Genomic DNA, 21,523 nt, shown 5'->3' with positions numbered 1-21,523 from the left:
CGCTGGAAGGAGCAGTAGGCGCACGACGCGGTGCACACGTTCGTCATGTTGAGGTGACGGTTGACGTTGAAGTGCACGACGTCGCCGTTCTTGCGTGTCCGCACCTCGTGGGCGAGACCGCCCAGCCAGGCCAGATCGTCGCACTCGTAGAGGGCGATACCGTCCTCGCGGGACAGCCGCTCTCCCGCCCAGACCTTCTCCTCCAGCTCACGCTTGAGTCCTGCGTCCATCCCCAACTACCTTCCTCAGTGCTTGACCCTGGCTGAAAAGTGCTCTCAGGCGCTGACGCCATCGCCTCAGTGAATTCCTCCGGGCGTGGCCCGGGAGACCTGCGACGGCTGCACATTCGCCACTCCGTCGCAGGGCCGGTCGGACGAGGTGAGGCAAGGCGCGCGCGGATCTGCGGGAGCCGGTCTGCCGCCCGTGCCACCCGGCCGGACCGGCACAGGGGTGACAGTCCGACACGGCGACGCCGACGGCCCCTCTCATACTCGCCGAGGCCACTCTGGGGAAATCCCCATACCTACAACGGGTTTGCTGGTGGGTACGGCGCCGGAACCCCGCGCCGACAGCCCGAGCGAGCCCCGGAGGGGACCCATGGCCCAGCGGCTGACGATCGCGCACTCACCGTGCCCCAACGACACCTTCGCGTTCCATGCCTGGACGCACGGGTTGCTTCCGGAGGCTCCCGGACTCGCGGTGACCCTCGCGGACATCGACGTCACCAACGGCCTCGCGGAACGCGGCGGTGCGGATCTGCTCAAGATCTCCTATGCCTCCCTGCCGTATGTGCTGGACGAGTACGCGCTGCTGCCGTGCGGCGGCGCACTGGGCCGTGGCTGCGGTCCCCTGGTCCTCACCCGGTCCGAGGACGGCCCGGCCGGCTCCGGGCCGGAGTGGCTGGCGGGGCGGAGGATCGCGGTGCCCGGCGTGCGCTCGACCGCGTATCTGCTGTTCCGCCTGTGGGCGGCGCGGGCCGTGCCGGGCGGAGTGGGGGACATCGTGGTGCTGCCCTTCCACGAGATCATGCCCGCGGTCCGGGACGGCGCGGCCGACGCGGGGCTCGTCATCCACGAGGCCCGCTTCACCTACCAGCGGTACGGGCTGCACCGCCTCGCCGACATGGGCGAGGAGTGGGAGGCCGACACCGGCCGGCCGATCCCGCTCGGCGCGATCGTCGCCAGAAGGGACCTCGGAGCGGAACAGCTCGGTGCGGTGGCCCGCGCTGCCGCCGACTCGGTCCGCTTCGCCTGGGACAACCCGTCGGCATCCCGTCCCTATGTCCGGGAGCACGCCCAGGAGATGGCCCCGGACGTGATCGAGCAGCACATCGGGCTGTATGTGAACGCCTACACCGCCGACCTCGGCGAGGACGGATACGCGGCGGTGCGGGAACTGCTCGGCAGGGCCGCCGCCGAGGGCCTCGTCCCGGCCGTCACCCCCGGCGCACTGGACTTCCCGGGCGCCCGCTAGGCAGCACCTGGCGCCACCTCGGGGCCCCTGCCGGTCCGCCGCTGGGCGGCGCCCCTGCCGGTCCATCGCTACCCCTCGACGGTCACCGCCACGGCCTGCGCGCGGACCGCGTCGACCAGTTCCATCATGGCGACCGCGTCCTGCCGCCACCGGGCCTCCCGGGGCGAGGCCGCGGCGCCACCGGCGGCCACGGCCGCGGCGAACCCGGCGAGCGACCCGTTGAGCTGGTCCGCCGCCGGGAGCGTGAACCTCTCGACATGGTCCTGTTCCTCCAGCACCAGCTCCGGCTGGTACCCGGCCGGCGGGGTGAACGCCCGGCCCACCGTGAGCCTCGCCCCCTCGCCCCACAGGGAGTAGGACGAACCGTAGGTGTGCTCGAAGCCGAACTCGACGCTGGCCGGCACGCCGGACGGGGACACCAGCAGCGCCTGGCCCGACAGGTCGAGCCCGTCGGACTCCCGCACCCGCGCCGTGGCGCCCGCCACCCGCAGCCCGGGACCCAGCAGCATCGCGGCCGCCCGCAGCGGATACACCCCCGCGTCGAGGAGCGCCCCGCCACCGAGACCGGGCACATACCGGATGTCCTCCGCAGGCAACGGCGGAAAGCAGAACGCGCCGCGGAAGGAGCGCAGTTCTCCGAGCCGTCCCTCGGCGACCAGGGCCGCGACCGCGTCATGCTGCGGATGGTGCAGGAACATGAAGTTCTCCCGCAGCACCAGGTCACGGTCCTCGGCCAGCCTCACCACCGCACGGGCCTCGGCGGCCGTTGTGGCGATCGGCTTCTCGACCAGTACGTGCTTGCCCGCGTGCAGCGCGCGGGCCGCCCATTCGCCGTGCAGGGACGGCGGCAGGGAGATGTACACGGCGTCGATGTCGTCGCGTTCCAGGAGTGCTGTCATGGAGGAGCCGGCGCAGCCGAACCGGTCGGCGAACCGCTGTGCGCGCTCCGGGCTGCGGCCGCCCACCGCGACGAGTTCGGTCTGCGGGCAGGCCGTCATCGCCGGCAGCACCCGCCGCCCTCCGAAGGACGAGGTGCCCAACGCGCCGAAGCGCACCGGTCTCGCCGCGGCGGTGTCCACGGCCTCACGACCGTGAGCCGGGCCGGTAGGTGCGGACAGCGGCCGCGGGGGAGTACTGCGCTGGGCGGGCACGGAGTCATCCAATGGAGTTCCTCGGATACGGAGGCGGGGAGGTCTGCCACCACGCCGGTGATCGATGAGCGGACTGCGGCCACGGGACGGCGGGCCTGCCGCGGCGAGCCCGCCCGCGGAATCAGCCCCAGGTCACAGGGAGTTCGTACACGCCGTAGTGCATCGCGGTCTCCCGCAGCGGCACCTGCTCGGCGGGCATCGCGAGGCGCAGATCCGGAAAGCGGTCGAACAGCTTCTGGAAGCCGATCCGCAGCGACGCCCGCGCGAGGTGCTGCCCGAGACACTGGTGGATGCCGAAGCCGAAGGCCAGATGCCGGCGCGACGGGCGGTCGATGTCGAACGCGTCCGCGTTCTCGAAGTACCGTGGATCGCGGTTGGCCGACGGCAGCGACAGCACCACCGTCTGACCGGCCTTGATGGTCCTGCCGTCGATCTCGACATCCTCCAGCGCCACCCGGCTCGCCCCGAAGTGAGAGATCGTCAGATAGCGCAGCAGCTCCTCGACGGTGTTCTCCATCAGCTCCGGCCGCTCCCGCACCTTCGCCAGCTGCTCGGGGTGCTCCAGCAGTGCGAAGGTGCCCAGCGCGAACATGTTGGGAGTGGTGTCCAGCGCACCGCCGATGGCGATCCAGGCGATGTTGAACATCTCCTCCTCGGTCAGCTCACCGGTCGCGATGAGCTGACCCAGCAGGTCATCAGCCGGATCGCCGGCGAACCGCTCGGCCATCATCCGCTCCAGCGTCGCGGTGAGCGCGGAGCTGTGGTGGAGGAACTCGTCGAGGGTGTAGTCGATCCCCATGATGACGGCGAAGTGCTCCGCCAGGGCTGCCAGATCGCTCTCCGACACCCCCATGATGGAGCAGGTCGACCTGGCGGGGATCTTCTCCGCGAAGACCTTCACCAGGTCCACCGGAGGCTCCATCGCGGCCATGTCGTCGAGCACACCGTCGATGATGCGTGCCAGCGTGGGCTCGTACTGCTGGATCTTGCGTACGGTGAAGAAGCCGGTCAGCAGCCGCCGGTACCGGGTGTGCTCCGGAGCGTCCATCCGCACGAAGTTTCCCGGCGCGGACGGCTCGGGGGAGTAGTCCTCGACGGGGAACGGCGGCGCGTGCACCAGCGCCAGCAGCTCGCTGCGGTGGCTGAAGCGCGGGTCCGTCATGATCTGGCGGATGTGGTCATGCCGGGTGACCAGCCAGCCGTCCTTCTCGCGCGGCGCCAGCTCGAAGGCCACCGGGCTGATCGGGTCCTCCTCGCGCAGCCGGGCGTAGTCGGCCGCCGGATCGAAAGGGCAGGTGCGTTTGTAGGGGATCACCGGCGCCTTCGGCTCGTACACCATGACTCCTCCGTTGCTGTTGGTGGCCACTGGGGCGCCGCGCTCCGAGCCCGTGCGAGGCGGGGGCCGCACCGGGTACGACGGGCGGCCGTCGTGGACCGGGGACTCCGGTCGGGTTCGGGAAGCGGGACGCGGTGTGGACCGAGCCCGATAACAGCCACAGCCCAGCACGGACCGGTGAGAGGGAGCCAGCCCGGCGGGGGAACTCTAGGGAATTGCCGGTCGGGGACGGCCCGGTGGAACGGCGCCGGGAGGGGGCGGGTCGCAGAACTCCAGCGTGCCGTCGTGCCTCCAGCGCCCGAGCCTGCCGGAAGCCAGCACCGGCGCGGTGTCCTCGGCCAGGCAGGCCCCGTCCGCGCTGCGGATGCTGCCGTAGGGCAGGGACGTCCCCCTGGCACAGACCTCACCGGTCTGTCCGGCCGGTACGGGGCTGCCGTCCGGGGCCACCACCTGCACCTGGACGCCGGGCACCGGACGGCTCGCTCCGAGATGCTCCGGCCTGGGGCCGCCGGGGCCGAATTCCTGGACCGTCCAGGGCATGGCGCCGTCCGCGGCGGCGAACTCCACCCACAGCGGTGCCCGGGGCAGCACCTCGAAGTGCCGGTCGATCACCGCGCGCGGACAGGGGCCGCCGATGAGCACGGTCAGCCGCCGGGAGTCGGGGTGGGAGGCCCCGCCGAGGGACCGCAGGAGCCGCCCGTACTCCTCCGGGCCGAACACCGCGGCGGCATGCCGCTCCGGAGCAGCTGCGCTGGTGGCACCGCCGTGGCGGGACGGCACGTGGAGAGTGCCGCCGCAGGCGAACGCCCACCACATCGCGGGCAGTGTCGTGGCGCGGACCGGAGAATGGTGCACGGTCACCCCGCCGTGCGCACCGCCGACCCGGCGAATCCTCGCGGACAGCGTCTGCTGCCACGCGCGATGGTCGGTGAGATAGCCGCTGACCCCCTGGCGGTCCGCGGCGGAGACCAGCAGGTAGGCGGCTTCGGTGTGTCCGGAACGCGGCAGCGAGCGGTCCGGCCGCTGGGCGGCGATCCCGCTCCAGGTGGCCGGGTCGTCCAGCACCCAGGACATCAGCCGGTAGCTCCACACCGGGCGGGTCACGGTGCTGCACAGCACCACCCGGGCCCCGCTGATCCGAGTGATCCGGTCGAGCCGCGCACCGCGCGACGCCGCGGGGAGGGGTACGCACACCCCTCCGGCCTTCAGCACCGCCAGCTGGGCCACCACCGCCTGCCGGTGGTCGGCGCAGTGGATGATCACCGGGTCGCCCAGCTGCACTCCGCCGCGCACCAGCGCCGACGCCAACTGCACGGCCCGGTTCTCGGCTTCGCCGTAGGTCAGGTGGTGCCGCCCCTCCTGGACGGCTCTGGCCATCGGGAAGCTGCCGGCGATGCTGGTGAACATGCCGTCCAGGGTGAGCGGCAGCGGCTGCGGCACCCGCCGCCGGTACGCCCTCGGCTCCCTGTGCCCGGCCCTGCCGCCGTCGGACAGTGTCTGTTGAGCGACCACGCCGTCCCTCTTCCGTGTCGGCTCCCACGAAGAACTTCCGAGTGGCCGCCGCGCGGAGTCCTGGTGCGCGGTCGTGGCTCGCCCCGGTCAGGTGTCTTCACCGCGGAGGCCGGAGGGGGAGCTGCCGTCGGCCGCGGTGGGAACGGACGGGCCGGCGCGACCGCGGACGCTCCGCCGTCCGGACACCGGGGCAGCGGTGCCGCGTCAGCAGCAGCCTTTCCCACCGGGGCGAACCACCGCCCGCCCGACAGCTTCACCGCACCTTCGGAAGGCCGACAAGGCCCAGGGGACGGAACTAGGAGAATTGCTGGTAGTCCGGCCACGCCGGACACCGCCCCGGCCGGTGGCGGCAGGCTCCGGAGGACACCTGAGAGAGCTGTGCCCCCGGGCCTACTTACCCCAGACCTTCCGGTACGCGGCACGGTAGCCGGGCGGGTCCCAGGTCGTGCGTCCGCGGCTGTTGGCGGCCGTGGAGATGTGGACGGGGGCGACATAGCCGCTGGGAGACGCGCCGGAGAAGGCGCGGTTGAACTCGTCGAGGATCTGCCAGCCCTGCTGGGAGAGCGGCTCGGGGACGGTGGCCGCCTGGAACTGCCCGCTGTCGATGCGCTGGAAAGCGGAGGGGTCGCCGTCGCCCGCGCCGATGTTGAAGGGGGCGCCGGCACCCTTCTTACCGGCCGCGCGCAGGGCCGGCGCGGCATCCGCGAAGTACACGTCGTTGATGGCGACCGAGTGGGTCCACCGGTCCCCGAAACGGGAGAGCAGCGAGGAGACCTGCTGGGGAGTCCGGCTGCTGGTGTCCGGGATCGGGATGTTCTCCTCCGCCAGCAGCCGCACACCCGGGCAGGTGGCCAGTCCCTTCTTGATCAGTTGGGACTTGTTCCTGGCGAACGGGATCGAGGCATCCGTGAACACGACGGCTCCGGCACGGCCGTGGGAGTGCGCGATGACCCAGTCCGCGCTGATCCGCGCGACGTCCTGGACCCGGGTGGTGACGTTGCTGAAGAGCGCGGGGTCCCTGCTGGGGCCGGGGGCGTCGACCGCGTGCCAGCCGACGAGCGGAGTGTGCCGTGCGCCGGCCCTGGCGACCTGCTGCGACGTCAGCTCGGGGTCGAAGCCGCCGATCACGATGCCCGAGGGCCGGAGGGCGAGGGCCTGGCTGAAGGCCGCCTGGATGCCGGCCGGGGTGCCCTGGCCGTCGATCACCCGGACATCCCAGCCGAGGACCTTCGCGGCTTCCCGCACCCCGTTGGCGGCGCCCGCGACCCCCGGGTTGGTCATGGTCTGGGCGACATAGACGACGCGCTTGCCGGGGACCGCGCGGGGCCCGCGGGTGGGACCGTGCCCGGCGGGATGGGTCGTCATGGCCCGTCGCACGGCCCTCTCGGCACCCGCCAGTACGGCGGGACAGCCGTCCGTGACCGGACCGCTCGGGGACGGCCCGCCACCGGTCGAGGCGCCGCGCTCACAGCCGGCGAGGACGGCGGCCGCCAACGCCACGGCGACGGCGCTGCTCAGGGCGGTCCTGCGGTGCTGCTGCACGGCCGCTCCTGGTGGGACGGCGCGGTGACGGCACCTCACGAGGCGGCCCTGGAGAGGTCCTTGGGCGTCCGGGGTGGCTCGGCCCGCCGGTGGCGCAGCTGCCGGCGCGCCGCGTATCCGGCCATGCCGACGGCGAGGAGCAGGGTGGCGCCGTTGAACAGCGGAGTGACCCAGAACTGGGCGCCGAACTGGCCGATTCCGGCGAGGCCGATGGCGAGGACGACGACGGCGACCAGGGTGCCCAGCGCGTTCGGGCGGCCGGGCCGGATCGCGGTGGAGCCGAGCAGCGCACCGACGAAGGCGGGCAGCAGATAGTCCAGGCCGACGCTGGGGTTGCCGATGCGCTGCTGGGTGGCGAGCAGGACCCCGGCGACACCGACGACCAGGCCCGATCCGGCGAAGGCCTGGACGACATGGCGCCGGACGGGGATGCCCAGCAGTTCGGCGGCGCGGGGGTTGGACCCGATGACGTACAGGTAGCGGCCGAGCGGCAGCCGTTCCAGGAGCAGCCACAGCACGGCGGTGAGGGCGAGGACGTAGAAGGCGGACACCGGCAGACCCAGGAACCGGGAGTCGTAGAGGTCGGTGAACGCGGCCGGCAGGCCCTGCGGGCCGGGGATGATCCGGGCCCCGTTGGTGACCCAGCCGGTGAGGGCGTAGAGGATGCTGCCGGTGCCGAGGGTGGCGATAAACGAGTTGATCTTCGCGAACTCGACGACGACACCGTTGAAGATGCCGACGACCGCCCCGCCGGCGACCACCACGAGACAGGCCAGCGGCCAGGGCCACGCCTCCTGCGCGACGAGCTGCATCGTCATCACATGCGCGAGGCCGAGACCGTAGCCGATGGAGAGGTCGAAGTTGCCGGTGACGATGGGCAGCGTCGCGCCGAGCGCGAGGAGCGCGGGGATCGACTGGTTGGACAGGATCTCGGAGATGTTGTCCAGGGTGGGAAAGGTGTCCGGCAGGGCGAGCGAGAAGGCCAGGAACAGCAGGGCGGCGAGGGCCAGGAGGCCGTAGGCGCCGACGAGGTGCCCCAGCCGGCGGACCGGCGGGGAATGCGGGGAGGGCGTCATGGTCTCCTCGTCTCCCCCGTGAGCGCGGCCATGGCGGAGGAGGCGCGGGCGAGCGCGGTGACCGTCAGGGCCTCGCCGCCCAGCTCCTCCGTCACCGCCCCGCGGACGAACACCAGGGCGCGGTGGCACACGTGGGCGACCTCCTCGAAGTCGGTGGAGAGGAGCAGCACGGCCAGGCCCTCGGCCAGCGCGTCGCGCAGCAGCCGGTGGACCGCTGTCTTGGCGCCGATGTCCACCCCGGCGGTCGGCTCTTCGAGGATCAGCAGACTGCGCCGCGTCCGGAGCCACCGCCCGACCATGACCTTCTGCTGATTGCCCCCGGACAGCGTGGCGATCGGCACCTCGCTGTCCCGGGGGTGCACCGAGAAACGCTCGGCCAGGGCCCTGGCCTGGGCCCGCTCCCGCCGGGGGCTGATCCAGTGCAGGGCCGGCCGCCCGTCCGCGCGGGGGTTGGCCAGGAAGTTCTCCCGTACGGTCAGTTCGGCGGCGCAGCCCTCCTCCTGACGGTTGCTCGTCACGAAGCCGACGCCGCGGCGCACGGCGTCGGCGACCGAGGCCGGTGCGTACGGCCGGCCGTTGAGCCGGGCCTGTCCACCGGCGACCGGCAGAGCACCGGCCAGCGCGCGGCCCAGTTCCATGTGCCCGGCGCCGGTGAGACCCACCATGCCGAGGATCTCCCCGGCGCGCAGTTCCAGGCTGACCGGTGCGGTGTTCCCGGTCCGTACGCCGTCGAGGTTCAGCACGGCCTGCCCGGTGGCGGGCGCGAAGCGGAGGCCGGCCGGTTCCTCGCCCACGATGTCGTGCACCAGCCGGGCGGGGCTGTGCCCGGCGAGCGGGCCGTGGCTGATGAGGCGGCCGTCGCGGAGGACGGCGAAGGCGTCGGCGGCCTTGTACACCTCGTCGAGCCGGTGGGTGACGAAGACCAGGCCGTGCCCCTGGTCGCGCAGCGTGTGGAGCACCTCGAAGAGCCGGGTGCAGTCCGCCGCCGGGAGGCTGGCGGTCGGCTCGTCCAGGACGAGGAGTGCGGCACGGGTGGCCAGGGCGCGGGCGATGGCCACCAACGACCGTTCGGCGCGCGGGAGGTCGCCGAGGACGGTGCGGGGGTCGAGGTGCGCGGCGACCAGGTCCAGGGCCGCGGTGCACCGTTCGCGGGTCCGCCGCCAGGACAGCAGGCCGGCGCGGCGTGGGTAGCCGGTGCCCAGGGCGATGTTCTCGGCGACCGTCATCCACTCGACCAGTCCCAGGTCCTGGTGGATGAAGGCCATGGTGCGGGCGGCCGCTTCGGTGCCGAGCGGATGTCCGGCCACGGTCACCTCGCCGTGGTCCGCGTGGTGGACGCCCGCGAGCACCTTGATGAGAGTGGACTTCCCGGCGCCGTTGGGGCCGAGCAGGGCGAGGACGCTGCCGGCGTGGATGTCGAGGTCGACCGCGTCCAGTGCGAGGGTGCCGCCGAACCGCTTGCCGAGACCGCGGATACGGACGAGCGGCTCCGTGCCGTGGCGTGGGGGAGCGGTGCTGTCAGGAGCGTGCTGCACGGACTTCTCCAGGGGCCGGCCTCGTGGTTCCTCCCGACGGAAGGTCACTGCTGCTGGACGCTGCGCGGTGGTGCGGGCGCCGGGGCGGGCGGTCCTGGCGTCGCGTCAGCGCCCCGGCCCGGTGCCCGTCATGCTAAGGCCCGCTTTGCCCGTGATGCCGGATGGGCTGTCAGATGGCGGGAATGTCGTCGAAGGCGGCCATGGCGGCGCCGAGCTGCGCGGCGGGCGCCTCCAGGGCGCACTCGGCCCAGATGACCTTGCCGTCGGCGGTGTAGCGGGTGCCCCAGGCCTGGGCGAGCTGCGCGACGAGGAACAGGCCGCGGCCGCCCTCGTCGGTGGTGGCCGCATGACGCAGATGCGGGGCGGTGCTGCCGGCGTCGGAGACCTCGCAGATCAGCGTGCGGTCATGCAGCAGCCGTACCTGGATGGGCTCGGCGCCGTAGCGGATGGCGTTGGTGACCAGCTCGCTGAGCAGCAGCTCGGTGGCGAAGACGGCCTCGTCCAGTCCCCACGCGGCCAGCCGTCCGGTCACGGCGGCGCGGATGCCGGAGACCCGGGCGGGGTCGGCCGGCAGGTCCCAGGTGGCGATCCGCCGTGGGTCCAGGGCGTGGGTGCGGGCGACGAGCAGGGCGATGTCGTCGGTGGGGCGGTGCGGCACCACGGACCGGACCACGGCCTCACAGGTGTCCTCGGGTGAGCGGTCCGGGTGTGCCACGGCCTGGCGCAGCTCGTCGAGGGCCGTGTCGAAGTCGCGGTCGCGGTCCTGGAGCAGCCCGTCGGTGTAGAGGACGAGCTGGCTGCCCTCGGGGAGGTGGAAGGCGGCGGTCTCGAACGGGAGCCCGCCCAGGCCCAGCGGAGGGCCCGCGGGGAGGTCGGGGAAGGCAACGGTGCCGTCCGGGCGCACGAGCGCGGGCGGCGGGTGCCCGGCCCGGGCCATCACACACTGCTGGGAGGTGGGGTCGTAGACGGCGTACAGGCAGGTGGCGCCGATGATGCCGGGGCTGTCGGCGCGGTCCTCCGCGGTGTCCTCGTCCAGGTCGAGGCGCCCCACGAGCCGGTCGAGGTGGCTGAGGACCTCGTCCGGGCCGAGGTCCAGTTCGGCGAAGTTGCGCGCGGCGATCCGCAGCCGGCCCATGGTGGCGGCGGCATGCATCCCGTGACCGACGACATCCCCGACGATCAGCGCGATACGGGTGCCGGACAGGGGGATGACATCGAACCAGTCCCCGCCGACCCCGGACTCGGCGGGCATATAGCGGTAGGCCACCTCGACGGCGTTCTGCTCGGGGAAGCTGTGCGGCAGCAGGCTGCGCTGCAACGCCAGGACCATGGTGTGCTCGCGGGTGTAACGGCGGGCGTTGTCAATGCAGATGGCCGCACGGGTGGCGAGTTCCTGGGCCAGCGAACGGTCGTCGTCCCCGAACGGCGCCGGGTCCGCCGAGCGGTAGAAGCTCGCCACGCCCAGGGCGATCCCCCGCGCGAGGAGCGGAACGGCGATGAGGGAGTGGACGTCATGGCCCAGAAGCCGCCGGGCGTGCTCGGGGTCCTGGGCGATCCACCCGCCGGCCGTCCGCAGCTCGGGCTCCAGGACCGGTTCCCCGGCGGCCAGACAGCGGAGCTGGGGCGTGGAGGGACGGAGATCCACCGGCGCGCCGGCCGGGTAGAAGGGGCAGTCGTCGCGGATGCCGTGGACCACCGTGCGGTGCAGACCGGAGCGGGGGTCGGTCGGCTCCTCACCGCGCAGCACCGCCTCGGACAGGTCGATGGTCACGAAGTCCGCCAGCTGCGGCACCGCCATCTCGGCCAGCTCCCGGGCGGTACGGCTCACGTCCAGGGTGGTGCCGATGCGGGTGCTGGCCTCGGACAGCAGCTCCAGCCGGCGCCGCGCCGCCACGGCGTACTTCCCCACCCCCGGCTCGCCCACCAGCACCAGCCCACTGGCCGCACCGTCGGACGCGCTGTCTCCCTCGGAGCCGGGCGGCCCGGCGGCGTCCGGCGTCCGCGCGGTCGTGACCGCCCGGCCGGGCACGGCGTCCGGAAGGTGCTCCGGCGGCGGGGCGGCGGATGCGAGCGCCGGCTCCGCGAGCGGCGCGGCGGGCGTCCCGGCGTCGGCGGGCACGGCGACCCGCTGGTGGGCCGCGGGCAGGACCGCTTCGACGACCAGGCCCTCCACCCCGGAGGCGGTGGTCACGGGGCGGCTGAGCAGGGTGACGTGCCGCCCGCCGGGCAGCGGCACCTCGACCGCGGCGCGCTGGGCCGAGGTGATCAGTTCGGTGGCCTTCTCCTTCAGGATCATCTGGTCCCGCCAGTCCAGGCCGCTCTCGGCGAGCTCGCCCAGCTGCCCGTTGCCGCGCGTCCCACCGCCCGGCGCACGGCGCCTGGCGTCGAGGTAGGCCTCCAGCAGGGCCCGCTCCCGCGCCGAACTCTGCTCCAGCAGCCGCCGCTCGATGGCCCCGGCCGCCCTGCGGATCACGGTGTTCAGCGCGGTGTCCGCGTCGGTGAGCGGATAGCCGAGGCAGAGGACGCCCTCGATGCGCCCACTGAGCGGGTCCCGGACGGGAACGGCCGAGCAGGCGCTGGACTGCGAGCGTTCGGCGAAGTGCTCGGCCCCGTAGACATTGATCAGCTGCCGTTCCGCGAGCGCCAGCCCGATGCCGTTGGTCCCGCCGAACCGCTCGGCGAAGACGAAGCCGGGGACGCTCTGGATCGGGGCCAGGCGCCGGACGAGCGAGGCCTCGCCGAACCGGCGTTGCAGCACCGCGCCGCGCCCGTCGGCGAGTGACACATTCATCTGCCGGCCCGCGAACCGGGCCTGCAGCCGGTCCAGTACGGGCGCCGCGGCACGGACGAGCCGGCCGTCCAGATCGAGATCCTGGCTGTAGGGAAGCTCGCAGCGCTCCGGTGTGAGACCCAGCGACCGCGACCGCTGCCAGGAATCCAGGATCGAACCCCGGACCGCTCCCTCGACCGGCCCACCCCCAAGGAACTGCTCACGGGCGCGTGCGGGACCGTTGCCCTCTCCCGCCAGCCCCATCCCAATCACTTCCCACAGGGGTGCATGCCGCGAGGGCCACCCGTACGTCGGAGCAGCTGTCTCATTTGATCCAATTGTAGAGCTTTGTACTTCTGGCGGAACCGGCCGCTGCCCCGGAAGGGAGCCGGGCGGCCGAGGCGTTCCCGAGCCCGTCCCGCGGTCCGCCCGGGACCGGGACCACCACCCGCCACCAGCGGTGATCATGGCCGTGACCTGCCCTTCAACCGGTCGTCCGGCAGGGGTCCCGCTGACCGCCCGGTCGTCACAGCACCGCGACCGGACTGACCGGTGAGCCGGTGCCGCCGGGGATGTTCAGCGGCGCCACCACGAGGAGGAACGCGTAACGGCCCGTCTCGGCGCTCGCCGCGGACAGCGCCTCCAGGTCGAGGTTGTCCAGCAGCGGCACCCCCATCGCGGCGAGCGCCAGCGCATGCACCGGAGAGTGCACACCGTCCACCGGCGAGGGCCGCACATCGCTGTCGCCGTCGCCGCCGAGCAGCGCGATCCCGCGCTCGGCCAGCAGCGGCATGGCGTCCACATGCAGCCCCGCGCTCGCCGCGCCGGTGTCCCAGGCACCCCGCTCCCGACGACGGCGGAGACCGCCGGACCGCAGCAGCACCGCATCGCCCTCGCCGACCGTCACCCCGAGCGCCCGCTCCGCGGCCACGAGCTCCGCCGCGTGCACGGCCCGTCCGGGCTCCAGCCAGGCCACCCCGAGCACGGTGGGCAGATCCAGGAGCACCCCCCTGGTCACCAGCGGGCCCAGCGCCGACACGGCACCGAACCGCGCCCCTCCGGCGTCCACGCACTCCTGCGCCGCGCGGCCGTCGTAGAGCTGCCCGCGATAGGCGGCATGGGACAGCGCGTCCAGATGACTGACCGCCTTGCCGTGGTAGTCGACCCCGATGAAGTCCTTGTACGTGGCGGGCTCCGGAGCCTCGACGTCACCGAGGTCGGACATGTGGTGCAGGGCGGGCCTGGGGTTGTCCGGGCCGGGCGCGGTGTCCCAGGGGCGCGCCAGCGGGACCACGGTGCCGGACCGGACCAGCCCGGTGGCCCGCCGCACCCGGTCCGGCGTCACCCGGTTCCAGGCGCCGCGGTCGGCGGCGGCCCAGCGGCCCCACGTACGGAGCGTGGCGAACAGCGCGTCGAACTCCGGGCGGGACACGGCCGGCCCCGCGCCGGAACCGGCCGGCGGGGGAGCCGGTGCGTCGCCGGGGCCGCAGGTCACGCCCGGGTGACCGCTTGGGGGAAGTCGAAGACCCGGTCCGGGTCGTAGGCGTACGCGACCCGGCGCAGACGGTCCAGGTTCGGGCCGTAGTAGGCCGTGCCCCAGTCGGGGAGGGCCGGGTCGATGTAGTTCACGTACCCGTCCCTGATGCCCAGGTCCGCGAGGCCCGCCACGACCTGGCCGACGCTGCGGGTCACCGCGGTCTCGGACGCCGTGGTCGCGCTCGCGTAGATCTGTGCGGTGGCGAAGGCCTTGCGGTGCGGGAAAGCGGTCTGCTCGACGCCCACGTCGGCCACCGCGCCGCCGAGTGCGTCGAGGATGAGCGCCATGCCCGGACGGCCGGTGAGCAGGGCGACGACGGCGGCGGGGCCGGCGGTGGGCGTGGCGAGGACGCGGGACGAGGCGACGAACGACTGCCGGTCGGGGCTGCCGGAGAAGAAGCGCATGGCCTTGAAGTAGTCGCGGTCCTCGACCCTGCGCTGGGTGGGGAGTACCCCGGCGCGCGCGACCAGGTCGTTCAGCAGGGTGTTGCAGGCGCTGCTGGGCCCCACGAAGCAGCCCGCCACCCGGCAGCTCGGTGTGGCGCCGCCCGCCACGTTGAGGTTGGCCCACAGCGTGCGCGGCGCGGCCGTGATCCACGGCTGCCATCCGGTCAGTACCTTCGTCACGTTCCCCGCCGACGCCGGGAAGCTCAGCACGAACACCGTCAGGGCCGGAGCCGGGTCGGTCGCGAAGGTGAACTCCGTGACGGCCCCGAAGTTGCCGCCGCCACCACCGCGCAGTGCCCAGAAGAGATCCGGTTCCTGAGTGGCAGAGGCGGTCAGCGTACGCCCGTCGGCGGTGACGACCTGGGCGGACACCAGGTGGTCACAGGTGAGCCCGAACTTCCGTTGCAGCACACCGATTCCGCCACCCAGGGCCACCCCGGCGATGCCGACGGTGAAGCAGGAGCCGCCGGGCAGACAGCGGTTGGCCTGGCCGAGCGCCGTGTAGACGTCCTCCAGGGTCGCGCCGGCGCCGACCGTGGCGGCGCCGTCCGGCCGGACCCGCACGGCCGACAGACGGCGGAGGTCGAGGGTGAGACCGCCGGGCGGCGCGGAGTACCCCACATAGGAGTGCCCGCCGCTGCGGGCCGCCAGCGGCACCCGGTGCGCGGCCGCCAGCACCGCCTCGCGGACATCGGCCACCGACGCGCACTGCGCCACCGCCGCGGGCACCCGGTCGTCATTGAGCGGGTTGAAGAGCTTCCTGGCGTTCTCGAACCCGGCGTCTCCGGGCCGCAGCAGCGTGCCGCTCATCCGCCGCCGGAGGCCGTCCCAGTCCACACTGTCGCCGACGACGGCCGTGTGTCCGCCGGTCCGGGGGCTGCCCCGGGCCCCGGCGCCGGTCCCGGACGCGTGGAACAACGGGTCCCGCGCCATGGTCACCATCTCCCTCTGGAGAGGCCAGGAAAGCGGGCGAATATCCGTTTCGATACGGACACTGTCACGCTAACACGGGGTGATCGACCCCTCCAGTTGACGGCCGTACGCCTCGAACCCGCCGGTCAGGGCCGGTTGAGGCGCGGGCGCCCGCGGGGACGGCGGGACCGGGTCAGAGGCGGCGCTCGAAGAGCTCCAGCAGACTGCGCCAATGACGCTGATCCGCCTCGGCGTTGTACGCGGCGGTGTCACTCTGGGTGTAACCGTGCTGTGCGCCCTCGTACAGCTCGCTCCGATACGGCACGCCTGCGGCGTCCAGGGTCCGCTCCAGGACCGCGATCTGGTCGGCCGGCATCGAGTGGTCCTGGTCGGCATGGCCGAAGTACAGCTCCGCCCCGCTGCGGCCGACGAGCCGGTGCGGACTGTCCTCGGCCTCGGTGACCAGGTGCCCGGCGTGGAAGGCGGCCGCGGCGCCGACCCGGTCGGGGTGGGCCGCCGCGGTGCGGACGGCGAGCACGCCGCCCATGCAGTAACCGGCGGCGCCCATCGGGCCGTCGGCGACCAGCGGGGAGGCGGCCAGCCAGTCGAGGTAGGCACCGGCGTCCCGCATCGCCAGGTCAGGGGAAAGCGCCTGCGCGAGCGGCAGGAGCCGCTCGATGATCTCCGGCCGCTCGCCGGGGTCGATGAAGCCGGGCAGATCCACCAGGGGAGCGCGCCCCGCGCGGTACATGACGTTGGGCACCAGCACCGTGTAGCCGTGCCCGGCCAGCCGCCTGGCCGCCTCCTCCAGCGAGGGCCGCAGCCCGAACACGTCCATGTACAGCAGCACCCCGGGACGCGGCCTGCCGTCGTCGGGGTGGGCGAGGTACGCGTCGGCGACACCGTCCGGGGTGGGGAGGTCCAGGTGGGTACCCTGCACGCTCGTCATGTCCGCTCCCTTGCTCGGGCTCGGGGTGCGCGAGGCCGGCCACCCGTCCGCCGGTGATCAGGCCGACCGCGTCCACCCTAAGGGCCGGCACCGACAGGCCCTGCTCCGCCCGATCTGTCGGGAGCCCACCACGGACGCCCCGCAAGACTGTGCATGCACGCACAAGTGCCTTGCGTTTCCCCTGTGTTGGAATCCAGACATGGTCACTCCCGCTGCCGGACCCTCCGTGTCACCCGCCAGAAACGAGCCCTCCGGTCGGCTGCGCGCCGAGGTGGAGCGGTTGTGCGAGGAGGCGACACGGCAGAAGGACCTCGCCCACCGCAGAGCCGATTTCTGGGCCAGGGCCGATATCGCACTGGGCTTTCCGGCGGCGCTGCTCGCGGGTGTCTCCGGCGCCGCGGGGCTGGCCTCGGCGGACGCCCGCGTCCCCGCGGCGTTGGTGGCGCTGACCGCCGCGGGATGTGCGGCGGGGGCCGGCTTCCTCCGGGGTGACAGCCGCCGGGTGGCCAACAAGCGTGCCCGGCAGGCCTGGGCCTCCGTCGAGGCCACGGCCCGTATGAAGCTGGCGCAGGACCGGCTGGAACCCGGGGATCTCGGCGAGGTGCTGGAGAGCCGCCAGGTCGCGCTGGCGGCATACGAGGGGGAGGACCACCCGCCCTAGCCCCGGCTGAGGCGCGCCCGCAGGTCAGTTGTGGCCGAACTTCCGCTGCGCCTTGTGGGCCACATGCTTCGACATCGACTGCTCCTCCGGCGGATGCGGGGTCGATGCCTTCGGCTTCTTCGCCTCCGCGGCGGCACCGTGCTCATGGCCGCCGGTGCGGGCGCCGCGGTTCTGCCGACTCTGTTTCTTGCCCACGATCGTGCCTCCTGGAGGATCTCGAACGAGGAACCGGTACCAGACTTGCACGCGCGTACAGCGGGTGCATGTCGGCGGGCCTCCGCCGATCCGGTCCCTGCCTGACGAAGCATCAGAAATGCTGGTGCGGCGCGTCCGAGACCACCGGAGAACGCCGTCCCGGCCGCCGCGGAGGGGAGCCGACCCAGGATGCGGGAACGCGGCGCCCCACCGACAATGGAAGGGGTGGGCCGTCACAGCGGCACGAACGCCGCCGTGACCCGCCTTGCACGCCCCCCCGTGGACAGGGGCCTCGGCCCGGGGTACTGCGGAGGCCGGTCCGGGGGCGCGCGCTCTTCCGGAGGCGCCGAGATGGCCGTGCTGTTCTTCGACATCGGTGACACGCTCGCGGACGCGAGCATCGAGGCCGACGGTTCCCTGACACTCCGCCCGCGGCCGCGCGTCGTCGAGGTCCTCGACGCGCTGACGGGCATGCGGAAGGGCATCCTCTCGAACCCGGGCAGCGGGGAGGCCGCCCGCGCCCGCGCGGTGGCGGCGCTGCACACGGCGTTCGCCGACCGCTTCCCGGACGACAGCCTCCTCCACTGGGGCGCGAAGGACTCGCGCGCCCTCTTCGACGACGCGGTGGCGAGCGCGGGTGTCGCGGCCGGTCAGTGTGTCTTCGTGGGCGAGGCGCCCGAGGAGCGGGCGTTCGCCCACCAAGCCGGGATGCGCACCGCCGCACACCCGGTCTTCACGCTCGCCGCCGTCGAGGGCCGCCCGGTGTTCTGGGCGCGGATCGAGCTTCCGGCCGGCCGGAGTGTGGCCGAGGTGGAGTCGATCGCGCGGACCGCCGAGGTCGTGCCGGTCCATGTGGCCTCCGCTCAACTCGTCCTCGTCATGGCGACCGCGCGCGGCGTGAGCGCACTCGAACAGGGCGGATTCCCGGCCGACCTCCGGGGCCAGGTGGCGGAGACCGCCGCCTTCCTGATGCGCGACGACCGTCCGGTGACGCTCCCGGAAGGGCTCACCCACGCCTCCGCGCCCGCCAGGGCGACCGCGGCGGACACCCTGCGCGCCACGGCGGCGTTCGCCTTCCTCGCGAGCGCACTCGACGAGCCGCAACCCTCCGTCATCCCGCTCGGCCCGGCCCCGGGCGGTGTCTATGTCGCCGCCGCGGCCGGCACCCCCGTCGAGGACCTGCACTGCGCGGACGCCAAACCCGGGCACACCGAACGACTGCTCCCCGACCCGGCTCTCCTGTCCCGGCCGGGCGAGGCCCGAGTCGAAGGACTCGCCGACGCGTTCGCGGACGGGGAGCCCTCCCCGGAGACCCTTGCCGCGGTCCGCGCCGCCATCACCCCGGCGGCGATGCGCGGCCATGTCGCCCGGATCTCCGGCGTCGACCCGCTCGTTGAGGGGGAACCCCTGAAGGTACGCAGCCGTGACGTGTCCAGCCCCGACAACGCCCTCGTCGTCAGCGCACTCGCCGGGCGGCTCCAGGACCTCGGCCTGACCGTCCGACGCCATGAGTTCTCCTGGCGCGGACGCAGACTCGCCAACGTCGAAGCGGAGTTCCGTGTCCCGGCGGCGGACTCCGCCGTACTCGTCACCGCACATCTCGACTCGACAGCGGCCCGGGGCGAGTTCTTCGACAGCGACGGCCGGCCGCGCCCCTATGACCCCGCCGTCGACCCGGCACCCGGCGCCGACGACGACGGGAGTGGCACGGCGGCGGTCCTCGCCGCGGCCGAGTGTCTGAGCGCGATGCTCGCCGCCGGCCGGGCCCCGACCCGCACGGTGCGCTTCGTGCTCTTCAACGCCGAGGAGCAGGGCCTCGTCGGCAGCAAGGCGTACGCCCGCGCGGCGGCCGCGGCCGGCGACCGGATCGCCGGTGTGCTCCAGATGGACATGATCGCGGGCTTCCGGGGCGGCACCCGCACGATGGAGATCCACACCGGTTCCGCGGTCCCCGGCCCGGTCGTGGGCGCCTCCGGCGCGCTCGGGGGACTCGTCGCCCGTGCCGCCCCCGCGGTCGCGGCCGGCTTCTCGCTCCAGACGCTCGCGGGTTCCGACGACCCGGCCGCCGGACGGAGTGATCACGCGAGCTTCCACGAACGCGGTTGGGCGGCTGCCGCCGTCTGCGAGAACTTCTTCGACGACACCACGCCCGCGACCGGCACCCGGCAGTACCACCTGCCGGGCGACACCCTCCTCGACGAGGACCACGACACGGACTACGCCGCCGCGATCGCCCGTACGGTCGCGACGGCGGCACTCACGCTCGCGGGCCTCTGACCCCTCACAAGGAGCACGCCATGAGCGTAATGATCGACAGGCGGAACAAGAACTACGACCGCTTGGCCAGTGTCGCCGAGGCCGATGCCTTCCTGGAGGACACCGAACGGGTGGCGGCGGAGGTCGACAGCACCCTCGTGGCGGACCGCAGCAAAGTGAACCGCTTCACCGGGCATCTGACGGAGCTGCGGGTGGCCGGAGCGCCCGGCTTCACGGACATGAACGAGTCGGTGGCAATGCCCGACACCGGCTATATCGCCCGTGCCAAGCAGTACGTCACCTCGGTCGCCCCGGCGATCGGCTTCGCGGCCGGCGAGCCGGTGGAGTTCGAGGCCGACCCGAACGTGACGACGACGAGCGAGGGCATGCGCGTGGTGAGCCTCCAACAGGTGCTCAACGGCATCGAGGTGTGGGCCATGGCGCCCAAGGTGTGGCTGTTCGAGGACGGCACCGTCGACCGGGTCGTCGGCGACACCGTGAGCGCACCGGCGAGCCTGCCGACCAGGCCGACGGTCCCCGCCGAGGTGGCGCTGCGGGTGGCGGCCGCGAAGGCCGCCGAGCCGGTCACGCTCCGCGGGGTCTTCGGCGACGACGAACTTCCGCGTCTCGACGTGTCGGAGGGCTTCTCCCGCCTGTCGCACCAGGCGCGGAACGACCAGCCGATGACCTTCAGCAAGGGACCGTTCGAGGAGGCCGTCCCGGCCCGGCTGGTGTACCTCTACATGGGCGACGACGCCCGCCTCACCTGGATGTTCACCCTCTCGCGGGAGAAGCTGGCCGCTCAGTACCACGCGTTCGTCGAGGCCGACGAGCGCACCGCGAACCCGGACGAGCCCGAGATCCTCTACTTCTACGACACCGTCCGGCACGCGGTCGCCGGGCGCGTCTTCCAGCGCAACCCGGCCGAGAGCACCTTCGACACCGTTCCCTTCCCCCTGCCGGTGAACGGCTACCCGACCGTCGTCCCCGAGGGGCTGCCCGCCGGCTTCCCGCTGCCCTGGGCGGAGACCCACCAGGGCAAGGTGTCGACCCAGGGCAACAATGTCCGCGCGCTCAACGGAACGACCCACCGCCCCGTCGAGGTCCCCGTCGACGCCGCGGGCAACGGTGTCTTCGACCCCGCGCAGGACAGCCCCGAGCAGTTCGTCACCAACATCTTCTACTTCTGCAACTTCGCCCACGACCTGTTCATGATGCTCGGCTTCACGGAGGACCAGGGGAACTTCCAGACCACCAACGTGACCGGCCTGGGCCAGGGGGCGGACCCCGTACGGGCCCTCGCGCACCCGGGTGCGGTGTTCGGGACGGCCAACATGGCCACCCGGGCCGACGGCCTGGAAGCCGAGATGAACATGGGGCTGGTCACCAGCACCGGCCGTCATACGGCCGACGACTTCGATGTCGTCCTCCACGAGTTCTGCCACGGGGTGTCCAACCGTCTCGTCGGGGGCCTGTTCGACGCCAACGGCCTGGAGGAGGACCAGTCGGTCGCGATGGGCGAGGGCTGGGGCGACTACTTCGCCCTCAGCACCAGGAACTTCTCCAGCCCCCAGGAACGCGAGGTGCTCGGCAACTGGGTGGTCAACCGCTCGAAGGGCATCCGGCAACGGCCCTATGACGCCCAGTACCCCGGCACCTTCGGGGACATCGGCAAGGGGCCGGGCGAGGTCGCCGGCGCCGGCAACGACGACCTGAGCTACCAGGAGGTCCATGACGTCGGCGAGATCTGGTGCGCCGCGCTCATGGAACTGACCCGCCAGGTCACCACCGCGCTCCACAACAAGGAGCGCGGCTACCAGGTGACCTGGCAGGCCGTCGTCGACGGCATGAAGCTCACCCCGAAGAACCCCTCGTTCCTCGGCGCCCGCGACGCCATCCTGCGGGCCTTCAAGGCGATGAAGGGCGGACGGCTGACCGCCGCCGAGTACACAGCGGTCAGGAAGGCCGCCTGGCAGGCCTTCGCCCGCTACGAGCTGGGCTTCGACGCCTTCAGCCCCAACGCCACCTTCACCGGGTGCCGGGGCGGCACGGCGCTGCCGCCGGCCGGGCACGAGGACTAGGACCTGTCGTCAAACTCCCGTCGTTCGCCCGAAGGGCGGCCCCGCGGCGTCTGGTGCGTGCGATCGCAAGGCGGAGGGTCGCCCCGATACT

Annotated in this window: 15 protein-coding genes and 1 pseudogene; 4 read left to right on the top strand and 12 right to left on the bottom strand. The window is 72.9% G+C overall.

Annotated features, from left to right (window positions below; translation table 11 throughout):
- Nucleotides 1-230 (bottom strand): annotated as a pseudogene (locus tag ACWC9R_RS33685) (aminofutalosine synthase MqnE); the annotation flags it as partial.
- A gap of 367 nt (nt 231-597) precedes the next feature.
- Between ACWC9R_RS33685 and ACWC9R_RS33680 the strand changes: the two are divergent.
- Nucleotides 598-1,473 carry a 1,4-dihydroxy-6-naphthoate synthase gene (locus ACWC9R_RS33680; RefSeq protein ID WP_450737297.1) on the top strand — a complete coding sequence of 292 codons (876 nt, stop codon included), beginning with the start codon at nt 598-600 and terminating at the stop codon, nt 1,471-1,473.
- A gap of 68 nt (nt 1,474-1,541) precedes the next feature.
- Here ACWC9R_RS33680 and ACWC9R_RS33675 read toward each other — a convergent pair whose 3' ends face one another.
- The 10 genes from ACWC9R_RS33675 to ACWC9R_RS33630 form a co-directional block, all read right to left on the bottom strand.
- The gene (locus tag ACWC9R_RS33675) at nt 1,542-2,636 is read right to left on the bottom strand and encodes a Gfo/Idh/MocA family protein (protein WP_450737296.1); all 1,095 of its coding nucleotides are present in this window, start codon (nt 2,634-2,636) and stop codon (nt 1,542-1,544) included.
- 109 nt (nt 2,637-2,745) lie between these two features.
- Nucleotides 2,746-3,963: a cytochrome P450 gene (locus tag ACWC9R_RS33670; protein WP_450737294.1), complete on the bottom strand. Its 1,218-nt coding sequence runs from the start codon at nt 3,961-3,963 to the stop codon at nt 2,746-2,748.
- 204 nt (nt 3,964-4,167) lie between these two features.
- A complete protein-coding gene (locus ACWC9R_RS33665; RefSeq protein ID WP_450737292.1) occupies nt 4,168-5,472 on the bottom strand; it encodes an AMP-binding protein in 1,305 nt (434 codons plus the stop codon).
- A 390-nt stretch (nt 5,473-5,862) separates the two neighbouring features.
- Entirely contained in the window at nt 5,863-7,014 is a 1,152-nt protein-coding gene (locus tag ACWC9R_RS33660) for a substrate-binding domain-containing protein (protein WP_450737291.1), read from the bottom strand.
- A gap of 35 nt (nt 7,015-7,049) precedes the next feature.
- On the bottom strand, nt 7,050-8,090 hold the full coding sequence (locus tag ACWC9R_RS33655) for an ABC transporter permease (RefSeq protein ID WP_450737289.1): 1,041 nt from the start codon (nt 8,088-8,090) through the stop codon (nt 7,050-7,052).
- Nucleotides 8,087-9,625, bottom strand: coding sequence for a sugar ABC transporter ATP-binding protein (locus ACWC9R_RS33650; RefSeq protein ID WP_450737287.1), 1,539 nt, complete (start codon nt 9,623-9,625; stop codon nt 8,087-8,089). The genes ACWC9R_RS33655 and ACWC9R_RS33650 overlap by 4 nt, the downstream gene beginning before the upstream one ends.
- A gap of 169 nt (nt 9,626-9,794) precedes the next feature.
- The gene (locus ACWC9R_RS33645; RefSeq protein ID WP_450737285.1) at nt 9,795-12,659 is read right to left on the bottom strand and encodes a SpoIIE family protein phosphatase; all 2,865 of its coding nucleotides are present in this window, start codon (nt 12,657-12,659) and stop codon (nt 9,795-9,797) included.
- A gap of 262 nt (nt 12,660-12,921) precedes the next feature.
- Nucleotides 12,922-13,890: a cyclase family protein gene (locus ACWC9R_RS33640; RefSeq protein ID WP_450737284.1), complete on the bottom strand. Its 969-nt coding sequence runs from the start codon at nt 13,888-13,890 to the stop codon at nt 12,922-12,924.
- Complete coding sequence (locus ACWC9R_RS33635) at nt 13,887-15,311, bottom strand: FAD-binding oxidoreductase (RefSeq protein ID WP_450737282.1); 1,425 nt, start codon at nt 15,309-15,311, stop codon at nt 13,887-13,889. Before ACWC9R_RS33635 ends, ACWC9R_RS33640 begins: the two co-directional genes overlap by 4 nt.
- Before the next feature lie 172 nt (nt 15,312-15,483).
- Entirely contained in the window at nt 15,484-16,239 is a 756-nt protein-coding gene (locus ACWC9R_RS33630; RefSeq protein ID WP_450737280.1) for a dienelactone hydrolase family protein, read from the bottom strand.
- A gap of 226 nt (nt 16,240-16,465) precedes the next feature.
- On the opposite strand from ACWC9R_RS33630, the gene ACWC9R_RS33625 reads away from it, so the two are divergent.
- Nucleotides 16,466-16,900, top strand: coding sequence for a hypothetical protein (locus tag ACWC9R_RS33625; RefSeq protein WP_450737278.1), 435 nt, complete (start codon nt 16,466-16,468; stop codon nt 16,898-16,900).
- Between the two features lie 24 nt (nt 16,901-16,924).
- On the opposite strand, the gene ACWC9R_RS33620 is transcribed toward ACWC9R_RS33625, so the two are convergent.
- Nucleotides 16,925-17,095, bottom strand: coding sequence for a hypothetical protein (locus ACWC9R_RS33620; protein ID WP_362613192.1), 171 nt, complete (start codon nt 17,093-17,095; stop codon nt 16,925-16,927).
- 351 nt (nt 17,096-17,446) lie between these two features.
- Here ACWC9R_RS33620 and ACWC9R_RS33615 point away from each other — a divergent pair, with 351 nt between their 5' ends.
- Nucleotides 17,447-19,372: a M28 family metallopeptidase gene (locus tag ACWC9R_RS33615; RefSeq protein ID WP_450737276.1), complete on the top strand. Its 1,926-nt coding sequence runs from the start codon at nt 17,447-17,449 to the stop codon at nt 19,370-19,372.
- Nucleotides 19,373-19,392: 20 nt separating this feature from the next.
- Nucleotides 19,393-21,432 carry a M36 family metallopeptidase gene (locus tag ACWC9R_RS33610; RefSeq protein WP_450737275.1) on the top strand — a complete coding sequence of 680 codons (2,040 nt, stop codon included), beginning with the start codon at nt 19,393-19,395 and terminating at the stop codon, nt 21,430-21,432.
- Nucleotides 21,433-21,523: the final 91 nt, after the last annotated feature.

Source organism: Streptomyces sp. NPDC001219 (genome assembly GCF_053597915.1).
This window is presented reverse-complemented; position numbering and strand designations above follow the sequence as displayed.